We start from the raw sequence: 18,335 nt of genomic DNA on the forward strand, positions 1-18,335 counted from the left end.
CCCTCGCCCCCATTCCGGCTTGGTGCTCCTTCAGGATGCCAATGATCTGCTCATCGCTGAAACGGCTTTTCCGCATCGTCTGTCTCCTCGCTTGGAGAACAGGCTAACTTCAAATCGCGGACTTTTCAGGGGAGCACGTCAGATGCTGCGCCGCAGTCCGCCGTTTCGGCCGTTCGCTGCGACTGCGAGGTGTCGGAACCGGTGCCCGAGGAAAGTGGCAAAATGCTTCATCGCACGGATATGCGCTTTCTGCGCCTTGTCGTCCGTCCCGCGGATGCGCATGTTGTCGATCATCCGCTCTCGAAGCGGTGGCGATCTCTCCCCTGGCATGGGAACCTCCTGTCTTCCGATTGAAAAGGCCTCGATCGTCAGGCAGCAATGCCGATCCCCAATTGCCCCACTTTCAGATCATCGCTGAACACCAGCCACCCGCGCCAATGCCGAGGAGCGGTTTCATCCTTTGGCTGCCCGCGGTCAACTGCGACAGCGGCGGTTACCGCCCTGGCCGGTGATCGGCACGCTGCGGTGCTGCAAGGGCAACCTTCGTCCGGCGCATTGAATGGCTGCCGTACGAGCCCAGCTCCAAGCAAATCGAAGACATCCACTTCCGTACGAGCCGCGCATACTGCGGGGGTGAGATGTGCAGCCTCTCGAGGAGCCGCCTTTGCAGGCGCCAGGGCACCAGCCCCAGCCGGAAATCAGCGGGGGTAGCTCAGGACACTATTAATTTTCGGGTGCGGCGAATGGCTGAAGACTTTTTTCGAACAGCGCCAGGAATTCCAGCGTCAGGATCGACGCTGACTTGTGGCTTGGCCAGACCAGCGAAAGCTGGTGGGTGATGTTGGCTGAAAAAGGACGGAAGCTGACCCCTCTGCCGGCATATTGCTGCGCGTCGAGTTCGCTGACCACCGATACGCAGACACCCTTGGCCACCAATTCACAGGCACAGGTGAACTGCCTGGTTTCAATAAAGCTGTCCAGCGTCACCCCTGCCGCATCGAGGGCATCGCGCAACCGCAGGTAAAACTCACTGCCAAGCCGGTCATGCGCTATGCGCTCGCCGGCAAGATCGCTCGGCTGGATGACCCGCTTGGCTCCCAGGCGGTGGCCTTCCGGAAAGATGCAGACACAGCGGATCGGTATTGTTTTACAGTCCAAGGCATGATGCGACCTGAACCCGTCAGTGATACCGCAGTCATATTGTTCGCCGATGACCCAATCCAGAATACGCTCTGGCCGGTCAGGCTCGATTGTCACGGTCGCTTCGGGCCGGGCCGACAGAAAATCGGCAACAACTCCGGGCAGGTGGCTGGTCGAAAAGCCGGGAAGGCAGGCGACCTTCAGATGGCCGCTTGTCCCGGTCTGAATGTTCTGGCGCAGATTGCGGATCTGCCCCATCGCGCCAAATATCCGTTGAATCTCAGGCAGAAGATACTGCGCCTCGCGCGTCAACGCCAGGCGGCGGCCGGAGCGGGAAAACAAGGGGTATCCCAGCTCCTTTGACAAGTCGGCCAGCAATCTGCTGACAGCAGGCTGCGAGATATTCATGGCCTTGGCGGTTAAGCTGATGGTTCCGCTTTCGGCGAGAATATTAAGGGCCTGAAGCTGCCGTATCCGCAGCGGCTCATCAACAGTCATCCCGTTTGTCCTTCTGCCGGGCAGCGATCTTCCGCAGCAACCATAACTCCATATTATATGTAACGAAAATAATAATGTTGAATTATACCCGCGGCTGCGGCACGCTTTCGCCAATGACAGCCGCCCGACTCTTTTTTGCTCTCGGGCGGCCCAAAGAATGGGAGCGTGCCGTGTTGTATCCTGCTCTGCGCAGTCTGCGAATTTCCCAGGCCTGTCAGCCGCCGCTGGAAGGCCGGATGCGTCAATGCTCCCGGGCACTCAAAGACAACAACAGGGAGTTCTACCATGTCAGACAAACTCAATAAGATCGGGCGCATCGCTTTCGCCACGACCGCGATTGCAGCCCTTCCGGTGATGGCAGGCGCCGAAACGCTGCGGCTACTGACATGGGGCGGATACGCGCCCGAGGAGGTCATCGCCAAATTCGAGGCCGAGACCGGCCATACCGTCGAAGTGACCACCTCCAACAACGAAGAGATGATTGCCAAGCTGCGCGCCACAAATGGCGGCGGTTTCGATCTGGCGCAGCCCAGCCAGGACCGGATCACCAGCGCGCAGGAAGAATTCGGGATCTACAAACCGATCGACATGTCGCGCATCAACGCTGACCTGTTCATCCCTTCCATGCTGGAAGCGACAGCCGAGAACACCACCTTCGAAGGCGAGGTCTACGGCCTGCCGCATGTCTGGGGCACCAGCGGCCTTGTCGTGAATACCGCCGCGGCCGGCAATGTGCAGGACTACACCGATCTTTGCGACGCGTCCGTGGCCGGCAAGGTGTCCTACCGCCTCAAGCGCCCGACGCTGATCGGTTTCGCCTATGCGATGGGTCTTGACCCGTTTGCGGCCTATGGCGACAGCGCGGCCTATCAGGGCATCCTCGATCAGGTTGAAGCGAAGCTGACCGAGTGCAAGCCGAACGTGAAGACCTACTGGGGCGGCGGCGATGAGATCAAGAACCTGCTGCGCTCCGGCGAGGTTGTGGCCTCGATGGCTTGGGATACCGGCGGCTGGCAGCTGAACGCCGACAATCCGGACATCACCTTTGTTGCGCCCAAATCCGGCGCATTGGGCTGGATCGACACCTTCGTCCTGCCCGCGCGCGGCCGGGCCGACGATGCGGCCTATGACTGGATCAACTTCGTGATGCAGCCGGAAATCGCCGCCATGATCACCAATACCGCAGGCAACTTCACCGCGGCGGTTGATGGCGATGCCGGTGTGAACGCAGACCTGAAGGCGCGCTACCAGGGCAGCTTCGATCAGGAGGCGATCGACAACATCAAATGGTATCCGCCGGTGCCGGCCGGACTGGAAACCATGGAGGGGGCAACCCTCGACCGGATCAACGCTGCGAACTGAGGTCCGCAAAATTTCAAGTGAAGGGCGCCGCAGGGTGCCCTTTCTCTTCTCATGAGGTTACACTTTGACTGTCTCTCCCCCCGATTTGGAGTGCCGCGACCTGGTGAAGGACTTCAGCGACTTCCGGGCCGTCGACCGCGTCAGCTTCGAGGTTCCGCAGGGCTCCTTCTTCTCCATTCTTGGCCCGTCAGGATGCGGCAAGACCACGCTGCTGCGGATGATTTCCGGGTTCCAATCGCCGACCAGCGGCGATTTGCGGATCAAGGGCAAGTCGATGATCGGCGTGCCGCCGAACAAACGGCCGGTCTCGATGGTGTTCCAGCACCTGGCGCTGTTCCCGACGATGAACATCGGCGACAACGTCGGTTTCGGGCTGCGCCAGCGCGGGGTCGCCAAGGCGGAGATCAGAACACGGGTGGAACAGGTCCTGGAACGGGTCGGGCTTCCCGGCGTCTCGGCGCGGCGGGTCGATCAGCTGTCCGGCGGCCAGAAGCAGCGCGTCGCGATCGCCCGCTGCATGGTGCTTGAGCCCGATGTGCTGCTGCTGGACGAACCGCTGGGCGCTCTCGATCTGAAACTGCGCGAGCACATGAAGGTTGAGCTCAAGGCCCTGCAGGCCGCATTCAACACGACGTTCGTCTACATCACCCACGACCAGTCCGAGGCGCTGGTTATGAGCGACAATATCGCGGTGATGAACAACGGCCGTTTCGAGCAGGTCGGCACCCCGCATGACGTCTACCACAAGCCCGGCACCGCCTTTGTTGCGGGCTTTGTCGGTGACGCAAACAGGTTCAGCGCTAAGGTTACGGCGGCAAATGGCTCCATGCTGTCGCTGGCGACGGATGCGGGCACCGAGATGAAGATCGAGGCGGCGGGCACGGGTCTCAGCGCTGGTGAGCGCGCCCAGATTTTCCTGCGCCCGGAGGCCATCGAGCTGGTGCCGCCGTCCGACGGGACCGGCGAGGGCATCAACGTCAATCCCGGCGTGGTGGATTCGGTCCTGTTCAACGGCGCAAACAGCACCGTGACGGTGCGGGATTCTGCCGGCGGGCTGGTGAAGGCCGCCCTGCCGCAGACCGGTGACTTCGCCGTCTTGCAGAAGGGAGACGCGGTGTTCACCCGCTGGCACCCGCGGCACGCCCGCTGCTTCCCTCTGCCGGGGGCCGGACGATGAGCTCCGATGCGTCCCGTCTGGGGTTCTATCTTCTGCTGGCGCCGATCCTCTTGTGGCTGGTTGTCCTGATCATCCTGCCGCATATCGGCCTGTTCCTGGTCTCGATCAGCGAAAAGACCGGCCCGCGGCAGTTTGAAACCGGTCTCGGGAATTACGCCGCCTTTTTCAGCGAGCCGCTCTACTGGCGGACCTTCGCGCGCACCGCGGTCATGTCGGTTCTGGCCACGGCGCTGACCCTGATCCTCGGGTTTCCGATTGCCTATTACATCGCAAAGCTGACACGGGGGCGGACCAAGACCACTCTGTTCCTGATGTGCATGATCCCGTTCTGGGTGTCGGAACTGGTCCGCACCTTCGGCTGGATGATCCTGCTGCGCGAAACCGGGGTATTCTCCAGCCTGCTGCAATACCTCGGCCTCGTGAACGGCCCGGTCGAGATGCTCTACAACGATGCGGCGATCATGGTGGGTCTTGTCTACACCTCGATCCTGTTCATGGTTGTGCCGCTGGTCACCACACTCGACAGTCTCGATGACAGCCTGATCGAGGCGGGCTATGATCTGGGCGGCACCAGCACGTCCATCATGCGTGAGATCGTCATTCCGCACGCAATGCCGGGCATCGTTTCGGGGTGCATCGTTGTCTTCATGCTGTCACTCGGCAATTACCTGACGCCGATCCTGCTGGGCGGAAAGGACAGCCTGTGGTTCACCGGCATGATCTACACCCAGTTCATCACCCGGTTTAACTGGGAGCTCGGCTCGGCCTTCGGCTTCCTGCTGCTGGCGCTGTCGTCGCTTGTTGTCTTCCTTGGCCTGAGGCTTTCCGGCCAGACCCTTTCCCAAACCATGGGGCGCTCATGATACCCACTGTCCCCCAGCCGGCCTTCGCCAAATGGTGCTACCGGGCTTATGTCGCCGCGTTCTTCATCTACCTCGCGCTGCCGCTGGCGGTCGTGTGTGTCTTTGCCTTCAACAACAGTGTCTTTCCGTCGCTGCCGTGGGAGGGCTTCACCCTGGCATGGTTCTTCGGCTCCGACGCGCCTTTCATCGGGGTCTTCAACGAACGCTCGATCCTGCGGTCCATCGGCACGTCGGCATTTGTCGCCCTGTGGGTGTCCGGACTTGCCGTTGCGGTTGGCACCTGCAATGCCTTTCTTTTTGTGCGCCATGACTTCCGCGGCAAGGCGGTGCTCTATATGCTGATGCTGCTGCCGCTGATCATTCCCGGCGTGATCCTCGGGATTTCGATCCTGGTCTTCTCCAGCTCAGCCGCCAATGCTTTGGAAGACGCAACCGGCATGTGGTTCGACGGGCTGCGCCCCGGCCTGCCGCTGGTGATCCTGGGCCAGTTCTCCTTCATCACGACCTTCGCCACCCTAGTGATTTCGGCGCGGCTGCAGAAGTTCGACCCCAGCCTGGAGGAAGCCGCGCTGAACCTCGGGGCCAGCAAATGGGGCGCAATCCGGCAGATCACTCTGCCGTTCCTGCTCCCGGCGATTGTCGCCTCCGCGGTTGTGTCGATCCTGATGAGCTTTGAGAATTTCAACACGACGCTGATGCTGGTCGGATCCGACTCGCCGCTGACGATCACCATGTTCGACAAGCTGAAGCAGGGGTCCACGCCGGTTCTGAACGCCGTGTCGCTTCTCCTGATCATTATTTCCGCGGCCCTTGGGCTTATTTCGCTGCTCTTCCAGAAAGGGAAAACACGATCCTAATCCGGGCGCCCCAACACCGGTTCGTACAGGTGCATGGGGTTCGGCCAGGCTTAGGGCGACAACCAGGTGTGCTTCACAGTTTCTGCAAAGCCCTCTTTCCGAGCTCCGCGGCCGCTGGACCGGGACGCGTTATCGGTCGGTCCGCCACAACCTCGTGGATGGCCGCTTTCGGATAAATGGCCCATATATTTCACACTCGCAGCGGAGCTGGCACTGCACCTGATACGCATGTCCCGTTTGGGCTGTGACCGGCCAAATGTACCCAGAGGGTTTGCATGAGAAGTGATATAGGCTGCGGATATCATAAGCATCATTGCTGACCTCGCCGCGTTCAAGACACAATTTTGCCAAGAAGGTATCTACTGTCAGTATCCATGGTGTGTGGTGTCTCGTTTCTTCGTTTCCGCAGATTGTTTAGACCCGTTGTTGCGGGGCTTCTTTTGAGTGGCTTGGCTGCGCCCCTGGCTCGCTCTTCGGAGATTGCACCTGATGAACCGGTTGTGATCCTTTACGATCAGGAAGGGCGGCCGGGGAAATGGGCCTTCACGAAGGCTCCGAAAGTCAGGTTGGTTTCAAGCTTCCTGTCAACAAATGCTTTAGCCTTGGAAGGCAGAACCGACGTATCCTTGCGCTTGGCTTCGACCGGTGTTTCGGGGGATGCCGGGGCCGACTGCACCGGCCATGAGACCGTCGTGTCACTGGGCCAGGACCTGACCCGGAACACCATTGAACGCTATACTGCCCGGCTGTCAGCCGAGGGCCATCAGACCGCGCCTGCCGCGGCTTTGCGGCAAGCGGTGGCGGACCTGGCGGCGCTCGGCGGCGGGCGGGTGATCTATTTCGCCGATACGCTGTCAAGCTGCGAAGATGACCCTCTGTGGGTCGCAGAGACGGCCCCGGACACGGTCCGGATCGACGTGGTCGCGATGGGCGCGGCAGCGGATCTGCATGAACTGTCGGAGCTGGCGCTGGCCTCTGGCGGCTTGTTTCATATCTGGTCCGGACCGGACGGTGCTGCCGAGCCCGGCGGAGCGATGATCGACGGGGCACTGCCGCCCGCCGAAGGCGGCGGTGGCGCGGGTTCCGGCACGCGGCCGCCGAGCGGCCGACCGCTGCCCGCAATCGAAGGCGGTGCGGATCCGGACCTTGATATCCCCGCCCTCCGGCTCAGGCGCCCCGGAGCGAACGCAGCTCTCGCACAGGTCGACACCGGGATTGAGCAATGTCCCGCCTTTGACTCGCTGTCGCGCACGCTGCTTGACTACGCGAACGGGGTTGCAGGAGATAAGCCGGTTACTCGGGACGGTCCCGTTGCCATCGCCTTCGTACTCGACGCCAGCGGCTCCATGGCCGGGCGGCAGGACGGCCGCAGCAAGATGGCGATCGCCAAAGAGGCGCTTGGCGAGGCGGTGCAGGCACTGGGTGGCGTGAATGCGGTGTCCTCTCTGCACGCCTATGGCTTTGATGACAGCCTTCCGAAGACGCCGGAAGCGAGCTGCCCAAACACCGCGGAAGTCGTTCCCTTTGGCGCGAACAACGGGCGGCGGATCGCCCGCGTTGCCGGAAGGCTGAAGCCCTATGGGTACACGCCGCTGGGTGCCTCCCTGCGTGCGGCAGGTGAGCGCTTGCAAAGTGTCGAGGCCAGCCGCCGGGTCGCTGTCCTGATCTCGGACGGGGAGGAGACCTGCGGCGGCGACCCTGTGGCCGAGGCTGCCGCGCTCGCGGAAGCGGGGATAGACGTGAATACTTACGTCGTGGGCTATGATCTTGATCCCTCCCAGCGCCTGGAACTGGAGGCCGTGGCTGCTGCCGGCGGCACCGGGTACCTTGATGCGGAGGACGGGCCCGGGCTGAAGCGTGTGCTCAAGGAGCTGGTCTCGGTGGTGGTCGAGAAGACAGAACGCATCGCCCCGAGCTGCTCGAACCCGGTGCGGGGCGGCCTGGCGCCGGACAGCGCCACCGAGATCCCGCCCGGCATCTACACAGTCGGTGAACTGCTGGAGCCGGGCGAGTTCCGGTATTACCGCGTCGCCATGGAAGAGGGCCACCGCGCTGTGATCCGCGGGCTGATCCAGTCCTGGCAATATGCCGACACCGCCGAGGGGCCAAGGGAGTCCGGCGCGGCGCCGGCTGCGCTGACCATCGAAACGCGCTACCCGGATGGCCGCCCCACCGCGGCGCAGTCCGCGCGCGAGGTGGGTATTCCGGGAACCCCGGTGGAAACGACTTTTGTGGACACGACCGGTAGCGGGGTGGTCTTCGGACTGGGGGATGCCTACCGCCGGCTGCCGCCGGAAAGCTTGTTCGAAGTAGAGATCGTGCCCTTCGGCGATGGCGGCACCGGAGATGCCGGCGCGGTGCCTGACGGCGAGGACGTGGCCCGGATCAAGCCGGGCGGAACCGCTGACGGGAATTTCGGATATGAAGACAGGAAGGATGTCTGGCATTACGAGCCGGACGGCCCCGGCCGGCTGACCGCCTCTCTTGTTTACCGCGAGGGGGCGCCGAAATACCGCCTGACGGTTTATGACGCGGCAAGCGGCAAGCGGATCGGACGGGGCAACAATGGCCCGGTTCAATTCGACGCCACTGGCGCGGTCCGGATCGAGGCCGAGAACCGGGCCCCGAAACTGCGGCCGGAACTGGGTGCCTACACGATCGTGGTGTCCAATGAATAGGCATGCGGCAGCCCTGACGGCCATGATCCTGACCCAAGCGGGCCAGGCTGCTGCACAGGACAGTGCGGCAGTAGCGGAGCTCGCCTCAGCCTACCTTTCCGAGGTGATAGACGCAGCTCGCGCCCAGGCCGGTGCTCCGAGCACTGTTGGCGCGCCGCAGGTAACAGAACTGCTTGCAGGGGATCCCAGGTGGGTGGCTCCTCAGGTGCAACCCGGAATCGGCCCTCTGATAGGTCACCTCGCAGTCCACGGCGCCGAAGCCGCGCATATATCCAGCGTGCAGCTGGCAGGCGAAGCAGCGCGCGTGACGGCAGAGGTCTCCTATGCAGAACTGCCCGATATCGAATGGCCTGTCACGGTGGACCTACTGTGGCTCGGCGGGGAATGGAAAGTCCGTGAGGTGGAGCCGGCGCGGCGGCGTGCCTTGCCGGCTGATGCCAGTCCGGACGACGTGCTTGTGGCCTATCTCTCCGATCTGAAGGCAGCCGTCGAACGGCACTCCGGCCTGCCGCCGGAAAGCTGGCTTGCGCAGGCGCTTCAGTCACGCTGGATTGCCGGTGGGGGCGGATATTGGCGGCGGGCAGGCGATTGTCCCCGGGAGCGGCGGGCGGACTGCATGGCAGCGCCGCTGCAGGGCGCTGGCCTATGGACCGCCTTGGCGCGGGACCGCGCCGTTGATGCCCGGATTACCGATTTCCGGCTTCACCCCAGTCGTCCCACAGGCGAGCTGACCGTCACGACCGCGCGCCGAACCTACACAGCGGTCGAGGTCTTCGCCGCCACCCTTGAAAGGGACAAGCGGCACGGATGGCAGGTCACGTCCCTGAAGCGCCGCCAGAATGCGCTAGCCCCGGCCGCGGTGAGCCTGAAGGTAGAGACGAGCAGCGGCCTCGCCCTTGTTACTTCTCTGCTCGACGCGCTGACTGGTCCCGGGGCACCCTCGCAGGCCCAACTGCTTGCCGATCCGGGGGCGATTGCCCGCTACTTCGCCGACAGCCGCGAAGGCCGCAAGGCCGCGGCGCGGACCATGAATTTGCCCCTCATGCTTTCGGCAGCGGGAGTCGATGCAGGCGGCCGGACCATCGCGGCAGAGGGACTGGACCGCGTGAGAGTGTATTACGCCGTTGACCGGGGGATAGCGCGCAGCCTGCTGTTCTCCCTCCTCCCCACCGATGACGGTCCGAAGATCAGAGAGGTCCTGATAGAATGAACACCATTCGCAGCTTCGCGGCCGCCTGCGCCGCCGCCCTGACTGTTTCCGCCGGCGCCCAGGCGGCCAAGCTGACGGACGTCTTCGCGGCGTCGGGATTTCTTGATCCCGGCGCGAACACCTTCGACCAAGTCACCGACTTCCTGAACGCCTGGGATTCGGGGCAGCAGATGCCCGATCAGTGGAATGACGACGCGGCGCCGCCGGAGCCGGAGGACATGACAATCGGCTCGCAATGCCTGACTCACCAGGCCTGCATGACCTGCGCCGAAGGGGCCGCCGACCGGGCGAACCGTGCCTTCGAGGTGCTGGTCAACAACGAACGGCTGCTGGCGCGTACCCTGCGCAAGGCAAAGATCCTCCACACTCTCGCCGAAGGGGCGGCCGCGCAGCACCCGGCGGGCAAGGCGGCTTATGCGCTGCAGCAGATCCGCGATATCGAGCCGGCAAAACGCACCTTTTTCGAGAATCTGGGAAAGGCGCAGGGCAACGCGCTTGAGGCCATGCGGGACTCGCTGAACGTGATCGGCACCTGCGAGCAGCAGCATCTGGGGCACACGGCCTTCCTAGCCCTCGCCGAGCATACCTACCAGATCGCGAAGATCCGCTTTGCTCTGAGCTTGAAAGGGGAGGCGCAATGAAGCGGTTGGCAGCAGGATTGCTGGTGGCGATCGCACTGCCCGTCTCCGCCGCCCCCGTCAATGACGGCGGCTACGCCACTGCCGAGCCGGTGGCGGTCACCCAGCCCATCGCGGGCGGCCCTGTCGGCGGACGCGAGGGGTTCTGGCTGATCTCCCTTGGAGGCGGGGACCAGGCCGACGGCTACCTTATTGATCCGCCGCCGCAAGCCGGGGAGAGGGTCGACATTGTTGGCGCTACGGAGGACGGCCGCCGCATCCCCGCAACGCTTGAACTCGTGCGGCGGTTCGGCGGGCAAGTGGTCGCCCGCGCCAGCCTCATGGAGAGCAAATTCTATGCCAGCTGGGTCGCCGATGCACCGGTCTTTCTCCGGGTATCCATTGAGGCAAGTTCGGCTCCGGTGGAGATGCTGGTTGGAGTTCGGATTGCCCCGGCGGAGCAGACGGCCGCGCCGAAACCGGCTTCAGACATACAAAACCGGGGTGCCGCGCCGGTACCGGCACTCGTTGTTCCCGCGAACTGACCCGAGGCTGCTGGTTGGCGGGGCGTGTCGGGGATTGTCAAGGCAGATTGGCTTGGTGTTGGGACGCACGTAGCCGCAGTCAGCCCAAACGCGACATTCGTGCCAGGCGCAGTGGTTCCTTCTCTATAAGTGTAAAGCGTTTGGGCCATCTTCACGAAAGCAGCCATCCAGCAGGTGGTAGCGGCCTTGGCTGATGTCGCGTTGAATGCTAGTGGCAGCGCTGCGCAGATAGCGACCTTTGCAAAGTTGTGCTGCAGATCCCAAACTGTTGGACTTATCCTCCCCCACTGAAGTGTTCCGCCGATATGTTCAGGAAAACGGAGGATCATAATGGGAACGAAGCGACACAAGCCCGAAGAGATTGTCACGATGCTGCGGCAAATTGAAGTACCTGTTGGGCAAGGGATGGCGCGGGTGGATGCGATCCGCGAAGTGCGCATCACCGAATGGTCATACTACCGCTGGCGCAAGCAATACGGCGGAATGGGAAACGACCAGTTCAGGAAACTCGAACGGTTGCAGAAAGAGAACGAGCTGCTGCGTCATGCCGCCTCGGACCTGACCCTGGACAAGCTCATCGTGACGGAAACAGCGAAGGGAGACTTCTGAGCCCCGCCCGCCGCCGTGCCTGCATTGAGAATGTGCGCAGCCTGTTCAGGGTGTCTGAGCAGCGCGCCTGCCGCGTCCCGGAGCTTCAGCAGCGTCTCGAAAGAAAACTTGGCTCTCTGAACAGGACGCCCATAGACATCCAGCGCGACGACATGAAGAACTTTCTTGCCAATGTCGATCCCGTAGGCTGCTGAGTTCGATTTTGGTTTGGTGCGCATCCGGCGGTTTTTCCCTGCCGGTTGTGGCGCCAAGAGTGACACTGGTTTGATTTTGGTAGGTCGTCGGTCTCGCTTGCCCGTGCCACCTTCAGGCCGGCCAGGCGCGATCGCGGTGTAGAAAGCCGCCCGCCGCCGAGGGGGCGCGAAAGCGCCCTTCCGGCTGGCCGTTTTCCGCGGGATCATGTGGATCAGGGCTTCGCCGCGGCGGAGGATGGAGGATCATGCCGGGGTGCCCGAAAAGTCGATATCTGCAGGCAGCTCGGCTGCCTCGATCCGGGCCGCGTTGGCAAGGTCGTTGCCTTCGGCGCGGGCTGCTGCAGCCTCGGCATCGAGCCCATGCGCCTCCCAGCGTGCGATCAGCCGGCGGCGCAGTTCCGGCACCGGGACCCTGACGCGGACGGAGACATCCCAAAGCAGCGCAAGGTCGCGCCAGCCGGGTTCGCCAAACAGGAGATAGTTGCCTTCCGCCAGCACGACCCTGTGTTCCGGTCCGACCCGGCCGGCCCCGGCAATGGCGATGTCGCGGGCACGGTCGAAAACCGGGTAGAACACCTCGTCCTCCTGCCGCAGCGCTGCAAGCAGGCGGGCAAAGCCGCCGAGGTCGAAGGTCTCAGGTGCGCCCTTGCGGGCGAGGAGGCCGCGGGTTTTCAGGATTGCGTTGTCAAGGTGAAACCCGTCCATCGGAACCACCACGGTGCGGAGCCCCTTCTGATTCAGCGCATCGGCGGCGGCTTGCGCGAGGGTCGACTTTCCGGAGCCCGGCGCACCGGAAAGCCCCACCAATAGCCGCCGCCCCCCAGGCGTGGCCGTGGCAATCGCTGAAGCCAGCGCCCCAATGCCGGACAGCCTCGCGGTCATGCGCTCGCGTGGTCCTCTTCCGGGGTTTTGGCGCCGGTCATATAGGCCACAGCGTCCGACATCGAGTGCTCTTTCGGGTCCAGCACGCACAGCCGCCGGCCGAGGCGGTGGACGTGGATGCGGTCCGCCACCTCAAAGACGTGCGGCATGTTGTGGCTGATCAGGATAATCGGGATGCCGCGCGACTTCACGTCGAGGATCAGCTCCAGCACGCGGCGGGATTCCTTGACGCCAAGCGCCGCCGTCGGCTCGTCCAGGATGATCACCTTGGAGCCGAAGGCCGCCGCCCGCGCCACCGCAACGCCCTGGCGCTGGCCGCCGGACAGCGTTTCGACCGCCTGGTTGATGTTCTGGATGGTCATTAGCCCCAGGTCATTAAGCTTTTCCCGGGCGATGCGCGCCATCTCCGGCTTGTCGAGCTGGCGCAGGTATTTGCCGCGCCAGCCCGGCTTCCTGAGTTCGCGGCCCATGAACATGTTGTCGGCAATTGACAGCGCGGGCGACATGGCGAGGGTCTGGTAGACCGTCTCGATGCCTTCCTCGCGGGCGTCGAGCGGCGAAGAAAATCGTACCTTGCGGCCCTCCAGCCAGACTTCGCCGTCATCCGGGGCCACCGCGCCGGAGACCGCCTTGATCAGGGTGGACTTGCCCGCCCCGTTGTCGCCGATCACGGCGAGGATCTCCCCGGGCATCAGGTCGAAATCGCAGTGGTCCAGCGCGGTCACCTTGCCGTAGCGTTTGACCAGGTTGCGGGCTTTGAGAATGGGTTCCATCAGACCGATACCTTTCTGATCCATTGATCCACGGCGACGGCGGCGATGATCAGCAGGCCGATCAGCAGATAGGTCCACTGCGCGTCCGCTCCCATCAGGCGCAGGCCCAGCGAGAACACCCCGACGATCAGCGCTCCGAAGAAGGTGCCGAGGATCGAACCGCGGCCGCCGAAGAGCGAGATGCCGCCGATCACCACCGCGGTGATGCTTTCGATGTTTGCAAGCTGGCCCGAGGTCGGTGAGACCGAGCCGATCCGGCCGATCATCGCCCAGCCGGCAAAGGCGCAGATCAGCCCCGACAGCATGTAGACGGAGATCAGGGTGCGCTTGACCTTCACGCCTGACAGCTCCGCCGCCTCCGGATCATCGCCGACGGCGTAGACGTGGCGCCCCCAAGCGGTATGGCGCAGCACGTAGGCCAGGAGCAGCACCAGAAGCACCATGAAGATCACCCCGTAGGTGAAGACGGCGCCGCCGACCCGGATCTTTTCTCCGAACAGTTGCAGCAGCGGCGCCTGTTCGGCGATGTCCTGACTGCGGATGGTTTCGTTTGCGGAATAGAGGAAATTGGTCGCCAGCACGATTTGCCACATACCCAGCGTCACGATAAAGGGCGGCAGCTTGATCCGCGCGACCAGCCAGCCGTTGATGAAGCCGCAGAGCGTGCCGCAGGCCAGCCCGCAGAAGATGGCGACTGTTGGCGGCAGGCCGTAGCGGAAGGTGAACTGCCCCATCACCACCGAACTCAGCACCATGATGGCCCCTACCGACAGGTCGATGCCTGCAGTGAGGATCACCAGCGACTGGGCACAGGCGACGATTCCGACGATGCCGACCTGCTGCAGGATCAGGGTCAGCGCGAAAGGCGAGAAGAACTTCGAGCCGAGCAACAGGCCGAAAACGATCACCGACAGCGTCAGCACGATCAGGGGCACCAGCGACGGGGTCACGTGCAGCAGGTGCTGGAATTTCGACAGCAGGGATGCGGAGTGTTCGTCGAACTCGGCCACGGCCTGCGGGCTGCCAGCGGCCGCCGCCTCGAAGTTCTGCGGATTGGTGGTCATGGGAAGCCTCCGTTCGCCCGGAAAGCGCCTTGGGGCTCCGGGCCGGTGAGGGGCAAGCGCAGCGCCCGCCCCCCAAGGATTCAGGTGTTAACGCAAGGAGAAGCTATGCGGCATCAGCCCCAGCACAGCTCGGTGCCCTTTTCGGTGTCGATCGACTCCACGCCATCCACCGGCTTGTCGGTCACCAGCGCAACGCCGGTGTCGAAAAAGTCCTTGCCTTCGGACGGCTGCGGCTTCTCGCCGGTTTCGGCCCAGGTCTTGATCGCCTCCATGCCGAGCGCGGCCATGTCGAGCGGATATTGCTGCGAGGTGGCGCCGATCACGCCGTCCTTCACATTCTGCACCCCGGGGCAGCCGCCGTCGACCGAAACGATCAGAACGTCGTTTTCCCGGCCGATCGCCTTCAGCGCTTCATAAGCACCGGCAGCGGCCGGCTCGTTGATGGTGTAGACCACGTTGATCATCGGATCGGAGGCGAGAAGGTTCTCCATGGCGCGGCGGCCGCCCTCCTCGTTGCCGGCGGTCACGTCATGGCCGACGATGCGCGGGTCGTCCTCGTCTCCCCACTTGTTCGGATCGCCCAGATCGATGCCGAAGCCCTGCAGGAAGCCCTGGTCGCGCAGTACGCCCACCGAAGGCTGGCTGACAGCCAGGTCCAGCATACCGATTTTGGCGTTTGCGGCTTCCTCGCCCAGGGTGGCGGCGGCCCATTTGCCGATCAGCTCGCCCGCGACGAAGTTATCGGTGGCGAAGGTGGCGTCGGCCGCGTCGATCGGCTCCAGCGGGGTGTCGAGCGCGATCACCAGGAGCCCGGCATCGCGCGCCTGCTCTACGGCCGGCACGATCGAGCTGGTGTCCGAGGCGGTCAGCAGGATGCCCTTTGCGCCGTCCGCAATGCAGGTCTCGATCGCCGCGACCTGGGTTTCGTGGTCGCCATCGACCTTACCCGCAAAGGATTTCAGCGACATGCCAAGCTCTTCGGCCTTGGCCTCGGCGCCTTCCTTCATCTTCACGAAGAAGGGGTTTGTGTCGGTCTTGGTGATCAGGCATGCGGTGATATTCTCCTGGGCCTGAGCCATCCCGGCCAGACCGGTCAGGCCCACGGCGGCCCCCAGCATCAGTCGTTTCATCTTGTCCTCCCTACATCGGTTGTTTTTTGCGCAATGCGCCCGAATGCAGGCAGGAAAGCCCGAATCGCGCGCCTGCGTCAATAATTAAATCAAGTTGATTTATTAATCGGCGCGGACCATTGTTCTTCTACCCCGGACAGGTTTAAGGCTGCGGCATGGCAATCGACAAAGTCAGAACCTTGAGCAGCGGCGTGAACCAGAGCGGTGTGCGCGCCTATAACGAGCGGCTGCTGCTCTCAACCCTGCTGCGCCACGGTGCGCTTCCGGGCAGCGAGATCGCGCGCCGCACCAAGCTGTCGCCGCAAACGGCCTCGGTAATCCTGCGCAAACTGGAGAGCGACGGGCTGCTGATCCGCGGTGAAAGCGTGAAAGGCAGGGTGGGCAAGCCCTCGGTGCCAATGACCATCAATCCGGACGGGCTGTTTTCCTACGGGCTCAAGATCGGGAGGCGCAGCGCCGACCTGCTGCTGATGGATTTCACCGGCGGGATCCGCAGCCAGTTGCAGCTGCGTTATGACTATCCGATGCCGGAACCGGTGTTTGACTTTGTCCGGGCGGGCATGCGCAAGATCGAGGGGGCCCTGCCGCCGGAAAGTGTGGGGCGGATCTGCGGCATCGGCGTCGCCGCGCCGTTCGAGCTGTGGAGCTGGCATGAGCAGGCCAAGGCGCCGAAAGCGGACTTCCGGGTATGGAAGGACATCAGGGTTCCGGATGAGATCGCGCGCTTCTCGGCGCTTCCGGTGTTCCCGGTTAACGACGCCACCGCCGCCTGCCGGGCCGAGCACGCCTTCGGCCGCGGCAAGGAATTCCGCGACTACGTCTATTTCTTCGTCGGTGCCTTCATCGGCGGCGGGGTCGTACTGAACCACTCGGTCTACGAAGGCGTGCGCGGCAATGCCGGCGCTCTGGGACCGATGACGATCCAGGGGGCGCACGGACCGCAGCAGCTCTTGGACGTCGCGTCCCTGCATGTGCTGGAAAGCCGCCTCAATGCGGCCGGGCTGGAGCGCGAACGGCTCTGGCGCCTGCCGCTCGACTGGTCCGGGTTCGAGGCGCAGTCCGGTCCGTGGCTCGCGGAGGCGGCTTCGGCTCTGGCGCAGGCCAGTCTCGCAGCATGCGCGGTGATCGACTTTGAGGCGGTGCTGATCGATGGCTTCCTGCCGGTGGAGATCCGGGCGCGGCTGGCGGAAGGTGTGCAGCAGGAGATCACAAAGCTCGATGTCCGGGGTCTGATCCGTCCGGCGGTTGCGGAGGGGCTGACCGGCGCCAATGCCCGCCCAATCGGGGCGGCAAGCGGCCCGCTCTTTGCCCAGTTCCTGCTCGACACCCATACCGGCCCGGGCGAGGTTTACCAGACACCCTGAGACATCACCCCCAGGGCTCGGCACGGCTGCTGTCCCTGGCCCCAACCATGGCCGCTGTCCTATGACACCAGCGCGTCAGGAAAATCCGCCAGCGGGGCCGGGTGAGCGAGCGCCCCCAGCCTCTCTAAATCCCTGCCACCTGCGCGCCCGCTTCCTTCAGTATAGACCAAGGTCCCCGGCATTGCCGCGGAAGGTCCGCCGGAGCTCTTTGGCTGGTCCCGCCTGGCGCCAGCCGAAAACGGCGGTCCCAGGCCTGCGGGGGAGGAGGAAAAGTCCGGCACCTTTTAGAGCTGAACTGTCGTTTGACCCCGCCCTTTGAGAAAAAGGGCGGGGCAGTTGGCGCAGGATGAAGTCCCGGGGATCGGGGGCCGGCGCGTGACCGGCCGCGCTCAGGGCAGGAACGCGGGGCTGTCGATGCTTGCGAGAAGCTCCTGGGCCAGCGGATTGGGGAACCGCCGGCGCAGAGTGATGGCATAGAAGGTTTCGTGGATGCGGGGGTGCTCCTCAGCCTCCAGCAGCACGCCGGATGCTAGCTCCCCCTGCACCACGATCGGCGCCACCAGTGCCAGGCCGATGTCCTCGCGCGCAAGCAGCCGCATCATCGCCATGTCGTCCACCTCCGCTGCAACCTGCGGGCGCACAGACAGGCGGCTGGCCAGTGCGTCGAAAGCAGTGCGCAGCGTATTGTCGGGGGTAGGCAGGATGAAGGGCTGGGTCTCCATAAGCGCCTTCAGCGGCAGCGCAGGGTCGAGCCGTCCGGGGCAGCCGACGATGCTGACCGCCTGTTCGGCGATGCGGTGGGTTTCATACGGCGTGAGGCTGTCGTCAGGTGGCGGCCGGTTCATCAGAACCAGATCGAAATTCAGCGTTTCCAAGCCTTCAAGCAGCTCCACAGGGCTGCCGGAGCGCAGGATCACCTCCACATCCCGCCGCGCCAGGATCGGGCGCAGGAAGGCGATCTGGAAGTTGCGCGACAGGGTGGCCTGCGCGCCGATGCGCAGCGCCTTGCGGCCCTGACCCGCCTCCTGCAGCGTCGCGACAAGCTCCTGCCCGGCGGCAAAGATCGCATCTGCATGGTCCAGTGCGATGCGCCCCGCCTCAGTCAGGTGCAGCTTTCGGCCGCGCCGCTCGAACAGCGCATGGCCAAGCCGTTCCTCCAGCTGCCTGATCTGCACTGACAGGGCCGACTGCGATAGATTCAGCCGGTCCGCCGTCCGGGTCAGGTTGCCGTCATGGGCGACTGCCCAGAAATAGCGCAGATGATGATAGTTCAGCGGCATGTCGTTTAATTTAATAGAATGATATCGCGCTAACAATGAATTTTATTCGCGAAGGCTGGCAATCTATTTCTCCCCCCGCAAAGGGCCGCGGC

Annotated in this window: 16 protein-coding genes and 1 pseudogene; 10 read left to right on the forward strand and 7 right to left on the reverse strand. The window is 63.7% G+C overall.

Features of this window, described 5'->3' with window-relative positions:
- Positions 1-138: 138 nt before the first annotated feature.
- Entirely contained in the window at positions 139-330 is a 192-nt protein-coding gene (locus ACOHWE_RS15990; RefSeq protein ID WP_420667722.1) for a hypothetical protein, read from the reverse strand.
- A gap of 393 nt (positions 331-723) precedes the next feature.
- Entirely contained in the window at positions 724-1,638 is a 915-nt protein-coding gene (locus tag ACOHWE_RS15995) for a LysR family transcriptional regulator (protein ID WP_420667723.1), read from the reverse strand.
- A 285-nt stretch (positions 1,639-1,923) separates the two neighbouring features.
- Between ACOHWE_RS15995 and ACOHWE_RS16000 the strand changes: the two genes are divergently transcribed.
- The 9 genes and pseudogenes from ACOHWE_RS16000 to ACOHWE_RS16040 form a co-directional block, all read left to right on the forward strand.
- Positions 1,924-3,000, forward strand: coding sequence for an extracellular solute-binding protein (locus ACOHWE_RS16000; RefSeq protein ID WP_420667724.1), 1,077 nt, complete (start codon positions 1,924-1,926; stop codon positions 2,998-3,000).
- Between the two features lie 64 nt (positions 3,001-3,064).
- On the forward strand, positions 3,065-4,177 hold the full coding sequence (locus tag ACOHWE_RS16005; protein ID WP_420667725.1) for an ABC transporter ATP-binding protein: 1,113 nt from the start codon (positions 3,065-3,067) through the stop codon (positions 4,175-4,177).
- Positions 4,174-5,040, forward strand: coding sequence for an ABC transporter permease (locus tag ACOHWE_RS16010; RefSeq protein ID WP_420667726.1), 867 nt, complete (start codon positions 4,174-4,176; stop codon positions 5,038-5,040). Before ACOHWE_RS16005 ends, ACOHWE_RS16010 begins: the two co-directional genes overlap by 4 nt.
- Positions 5,037-5,897: an ABC transporter permease gene (locus ACOHWE_RS16015; protein ID WP_420667727.1), complete on the forward strand. Its 861-nt coding sequence runs from the start codon at positions 5,037-5,039 to the stop codon at positions 5,895-5,897. The genes ACOHWE_RS16010 and ACOHWE_RS16015 overlap by 4 nt, the downstream gene beginning before the upstream one ends.
- A 632-nt stretch (positions 5,898-6,529) precedes the next feature.
- Positions 6,530-8,575, forward strand: coding sequence for a vWA domain-containing protein (locus tag ACOHWE_RS16020; RefSeq protein WP_420667728.1), 2,046 nt, complete (start codon positions 6,530-6,532; stop codon positions 8,573-8,575).
- A 22-nt stretch (positions 8,576-8,597) separates the two neighbouring features.
- Positions 8,598-9,785, forward strand: coding sequence for a hypothetical protein (locus ACOHWE_RS16025; protein ID WP_420667729.1), 1,188 nt, complete (start codon positions 8,598-8,600; stop codon positions 9,783-9,785).
- Positions 9,782-10,426, forward strand: coding sequence for a hypothetical protein (locus ACOHWE_RS16030; protein WP_420667730.1), 645 nt, complete (start codon positions 9,782-9,784; stop codon positions 10,424-10,426). The genes ACOHWE_RS16025 and ACOHWE_RS16030 overlap by 4 nt, the downstream gene beginning before the upstream one ends.
- Positions 10,423-10,947 (forward strand): hypothetical protein, encoded by a 525-nt coding sequence (locus ACOHWE_RS16035; protein ID WP_420667731.1) that lies wholly within the window; start codon positions 10,423-10,425, stop codon positions 10,945-10,947. Before ACOHWE_RS16030 ends, ACOHWE_RS16035 begins: the two co-directional genes overlap by 4 nt.
- Before the next feature lie 330 nt (positions 10,948-11,277).
- Positions 11,278-11,666 (forward strand): annotated as a pseudogene (locus tag ACOHWE_RS16040) (transposase); the annotation flags it as partial.
- A 327-nt stretch (positions 11,667-11,993) separates the two neighbouring features.
- On the opposite strand, the gene ACOHWE_RS16045 reads toward ACOHWE_RS16040, so the two are convergent.
- From ACOHWE_RS16045 to ACOHWE_RS16060, 4 genes are all read right to left on the reverse strand, one after another.
- Positions 11,994-12,632, reverse strand: a complete 639-nt coding sequence (locus ACOHWE_RS16045) for a nucleoside/nucleotide kinase family protein (RefSeq protein ID WP_420667732.1) — start codon at positions 12,630-12,632, stop codon at positions 11,994-11,996.
- Positions 12,629-13,405 (reverse strand): ATP-binding cassette domain-containing protein, encoded by a 777-nt coding sequence (locus ACOHWE_RS16050; RefSeq protein WP_420667733.1) that lies wholly within the window; start codon positions 13,403-13,405, stop codon positions 12,629-12,631. Before ACOHWE_RS16050 ends, ACOHWE_RS16045 begins: the two co-directional genes overlap by 4 nt.
- Complete coding sequence (locus ACOHWE_RS16055) at positions 13,405-14,469, reverse strand: ABC transporter permease (protein WP_420667734.1); 1,065 nt, start codon at positions 14,467-14,469, stop codon at positions 13,405-13,407. Before ACOHWE_RS16055 ends, ACOHWE_RS16050 begins: the two co-directional genes overlap by 1 nt.
- A 113-nt stretch (positions 14,470-14,582) precedes the next feature.
- Positions 14,583-15,599: a sugar ABC transporter substrate-binding protein gene (locus tag ACOHWE_RS16060; protein WP_420667735.1), complete on the reverse strand. Its 1,017-nt coding sequence runs from the start codon at positions 15,597-15,599 to the stop codon at positions 14,583-14,585.
- A gap of 155 nt (positions 15,600-15,754) precedes the next feature.
- Between ACOHWE_RS16060 and ACOHWE_RS16065 the strand changes: the two genes are divergently transcribed.
- On the forward strand, positions 15,755-16,963 hold the full coding sequence (locus ACOHWE_RS16065) for an ROK family transcriptional regulator (RefSeq protein ID WP_420667736.1): 1,209 nt from the start codon (positions 15,755-15,757) through the stop codon (positions 16,961-16,963).
- A 389-nt stretch (positions 16,964-17,352) separates the two neighbouring features.
- Here ACOHWE_RS16065 and ACOHWE_RS16070 read toward each other — a convergent pair whose 3' ends face one another.
- A complete protein-coding gene (locus ACOHWE_RS16070; RefSeq protein WP_420667737.1) occupies positions 17,353-18,243 on the reverse strand; it encodes a LysR family transcriptional regulator in 891 nt (296 codons plus the stop codon).
- Positions 18,244-18,335: the final 92 nt, after the last annotated feature.

The sequence above is a fragment of the Cribrihabitans neustonicus genome, assembly GCF_048820895.1.
GTDB classification, from domain to species: Bacteria; Pseudomonadota; Alphaproteobacteria; order Rhodobacterales; family Rhodobacteraceae; genus Cribrihabitans_A; species Cribrihabitans_A neustonicus.

Bases quoted from the DNA above. Each gene is read 5' to 3' on its own strand.
- ACOHWE_RS15990 (WP_420667722.1), bottom strand. From the start codon at position 330: ATGCCAGGGGAGAGATCGCCACCGCTTCGAGAGCGGATGATCGACAAC.
- ACOHWE_RS15995 (WP_420667723.1), bottom strand. From the start codon at position 1,638: ATGACTGTTGATGAGCCGCTGCGGATACGGCAGCTTCAGGCCCTTAAT.
- ACOHWE_RS16000 (WP_420667724.1), top strand. From the start codon at position 1,924: ATGTCAGACAAACTCAATAAGATCGGGCGCATCGCTTTCGCCACGACC.
- ACOHWE_RS16010 (WP_420667726.1), top strand. From the start codon at position 4,174: ATGAGCTCCGATGCGTCCCGTCTGGGGTTCTATCTTCTGCTGGCGCCG.
- ACOHWE_RS16015 (WP_420667727.1), top strand. From the start codon at position 5,037: ATGATACCCACTGTCCCCCAGCCGGCCTTCGCCAAATGGTGCTACCGG.
- ACOHWE_RS16025 (WP_420667729.1), top strand. From the start codon at position 8,598: ATGATCCTGACCCAAGCGGGCCAGGCTGCTGCACAGGACAGTGCGGCA.
- ACOHWE_RS16030 (WP_420667730.1), top strand. From the start codon at position 9,782: ATGAACACCATTCGCAGCTTCGCGGCCGCCTGCGCCGCCGCCCTGACT.
- ACOHWE_RS16035 (WP_420667731.1), top strand. From the start codon at position 10,423: ATGAAGCGGTTGGCAGCAGGATTGCTGGTGGCGATCGCACTGCCCGTC.
- ACOHWE_RS16045 (WP_420667732.1), bottom strand. From the start codon at position 12,632: ATGACCGCGAGGCTGTCCGGCATTGGGGCGCTGGCTTCAGCGATTGCC.
- ACOHWE_RS16050 (WP_420667733.1), bottom strand. From the start codon at position 13,405: ATGGAACCCATTCTCAAAGCCCGCAACCTGGTCAAACGCTACGGCAAG.
- ACOHWE_RS16055 (WP_420667734.1), bottom strand. From the start codon at position 14,469: ATGACCACCAATCCGCAGAACTTCGAGGCGGCGGCCGCTGGCAGCCCG.
- ACOHWE_RS16060 (WP_420667735.1), bottom strand. From the start codon at position 15,599: ATGAAACGACTGATGCTGGGGGCCGCCGTGGGCCTGACCGGTCTGGCC.
- ACOHWE_RS16065 (WP_420667736.1), top strand. From the start codon at position 15,755: ATGGCAATCGACAAAGTCAGAACCTTGAGCAGCGGCGTGAACCAGAGC.
- ACOHWE_RS16070 (WP_420667737.1), bottom strand. From the start codon at position 18,243: ATGCCGCTGAACTATCATCATCTGCGCTATTTCTGGGCAGTCGCCCAT.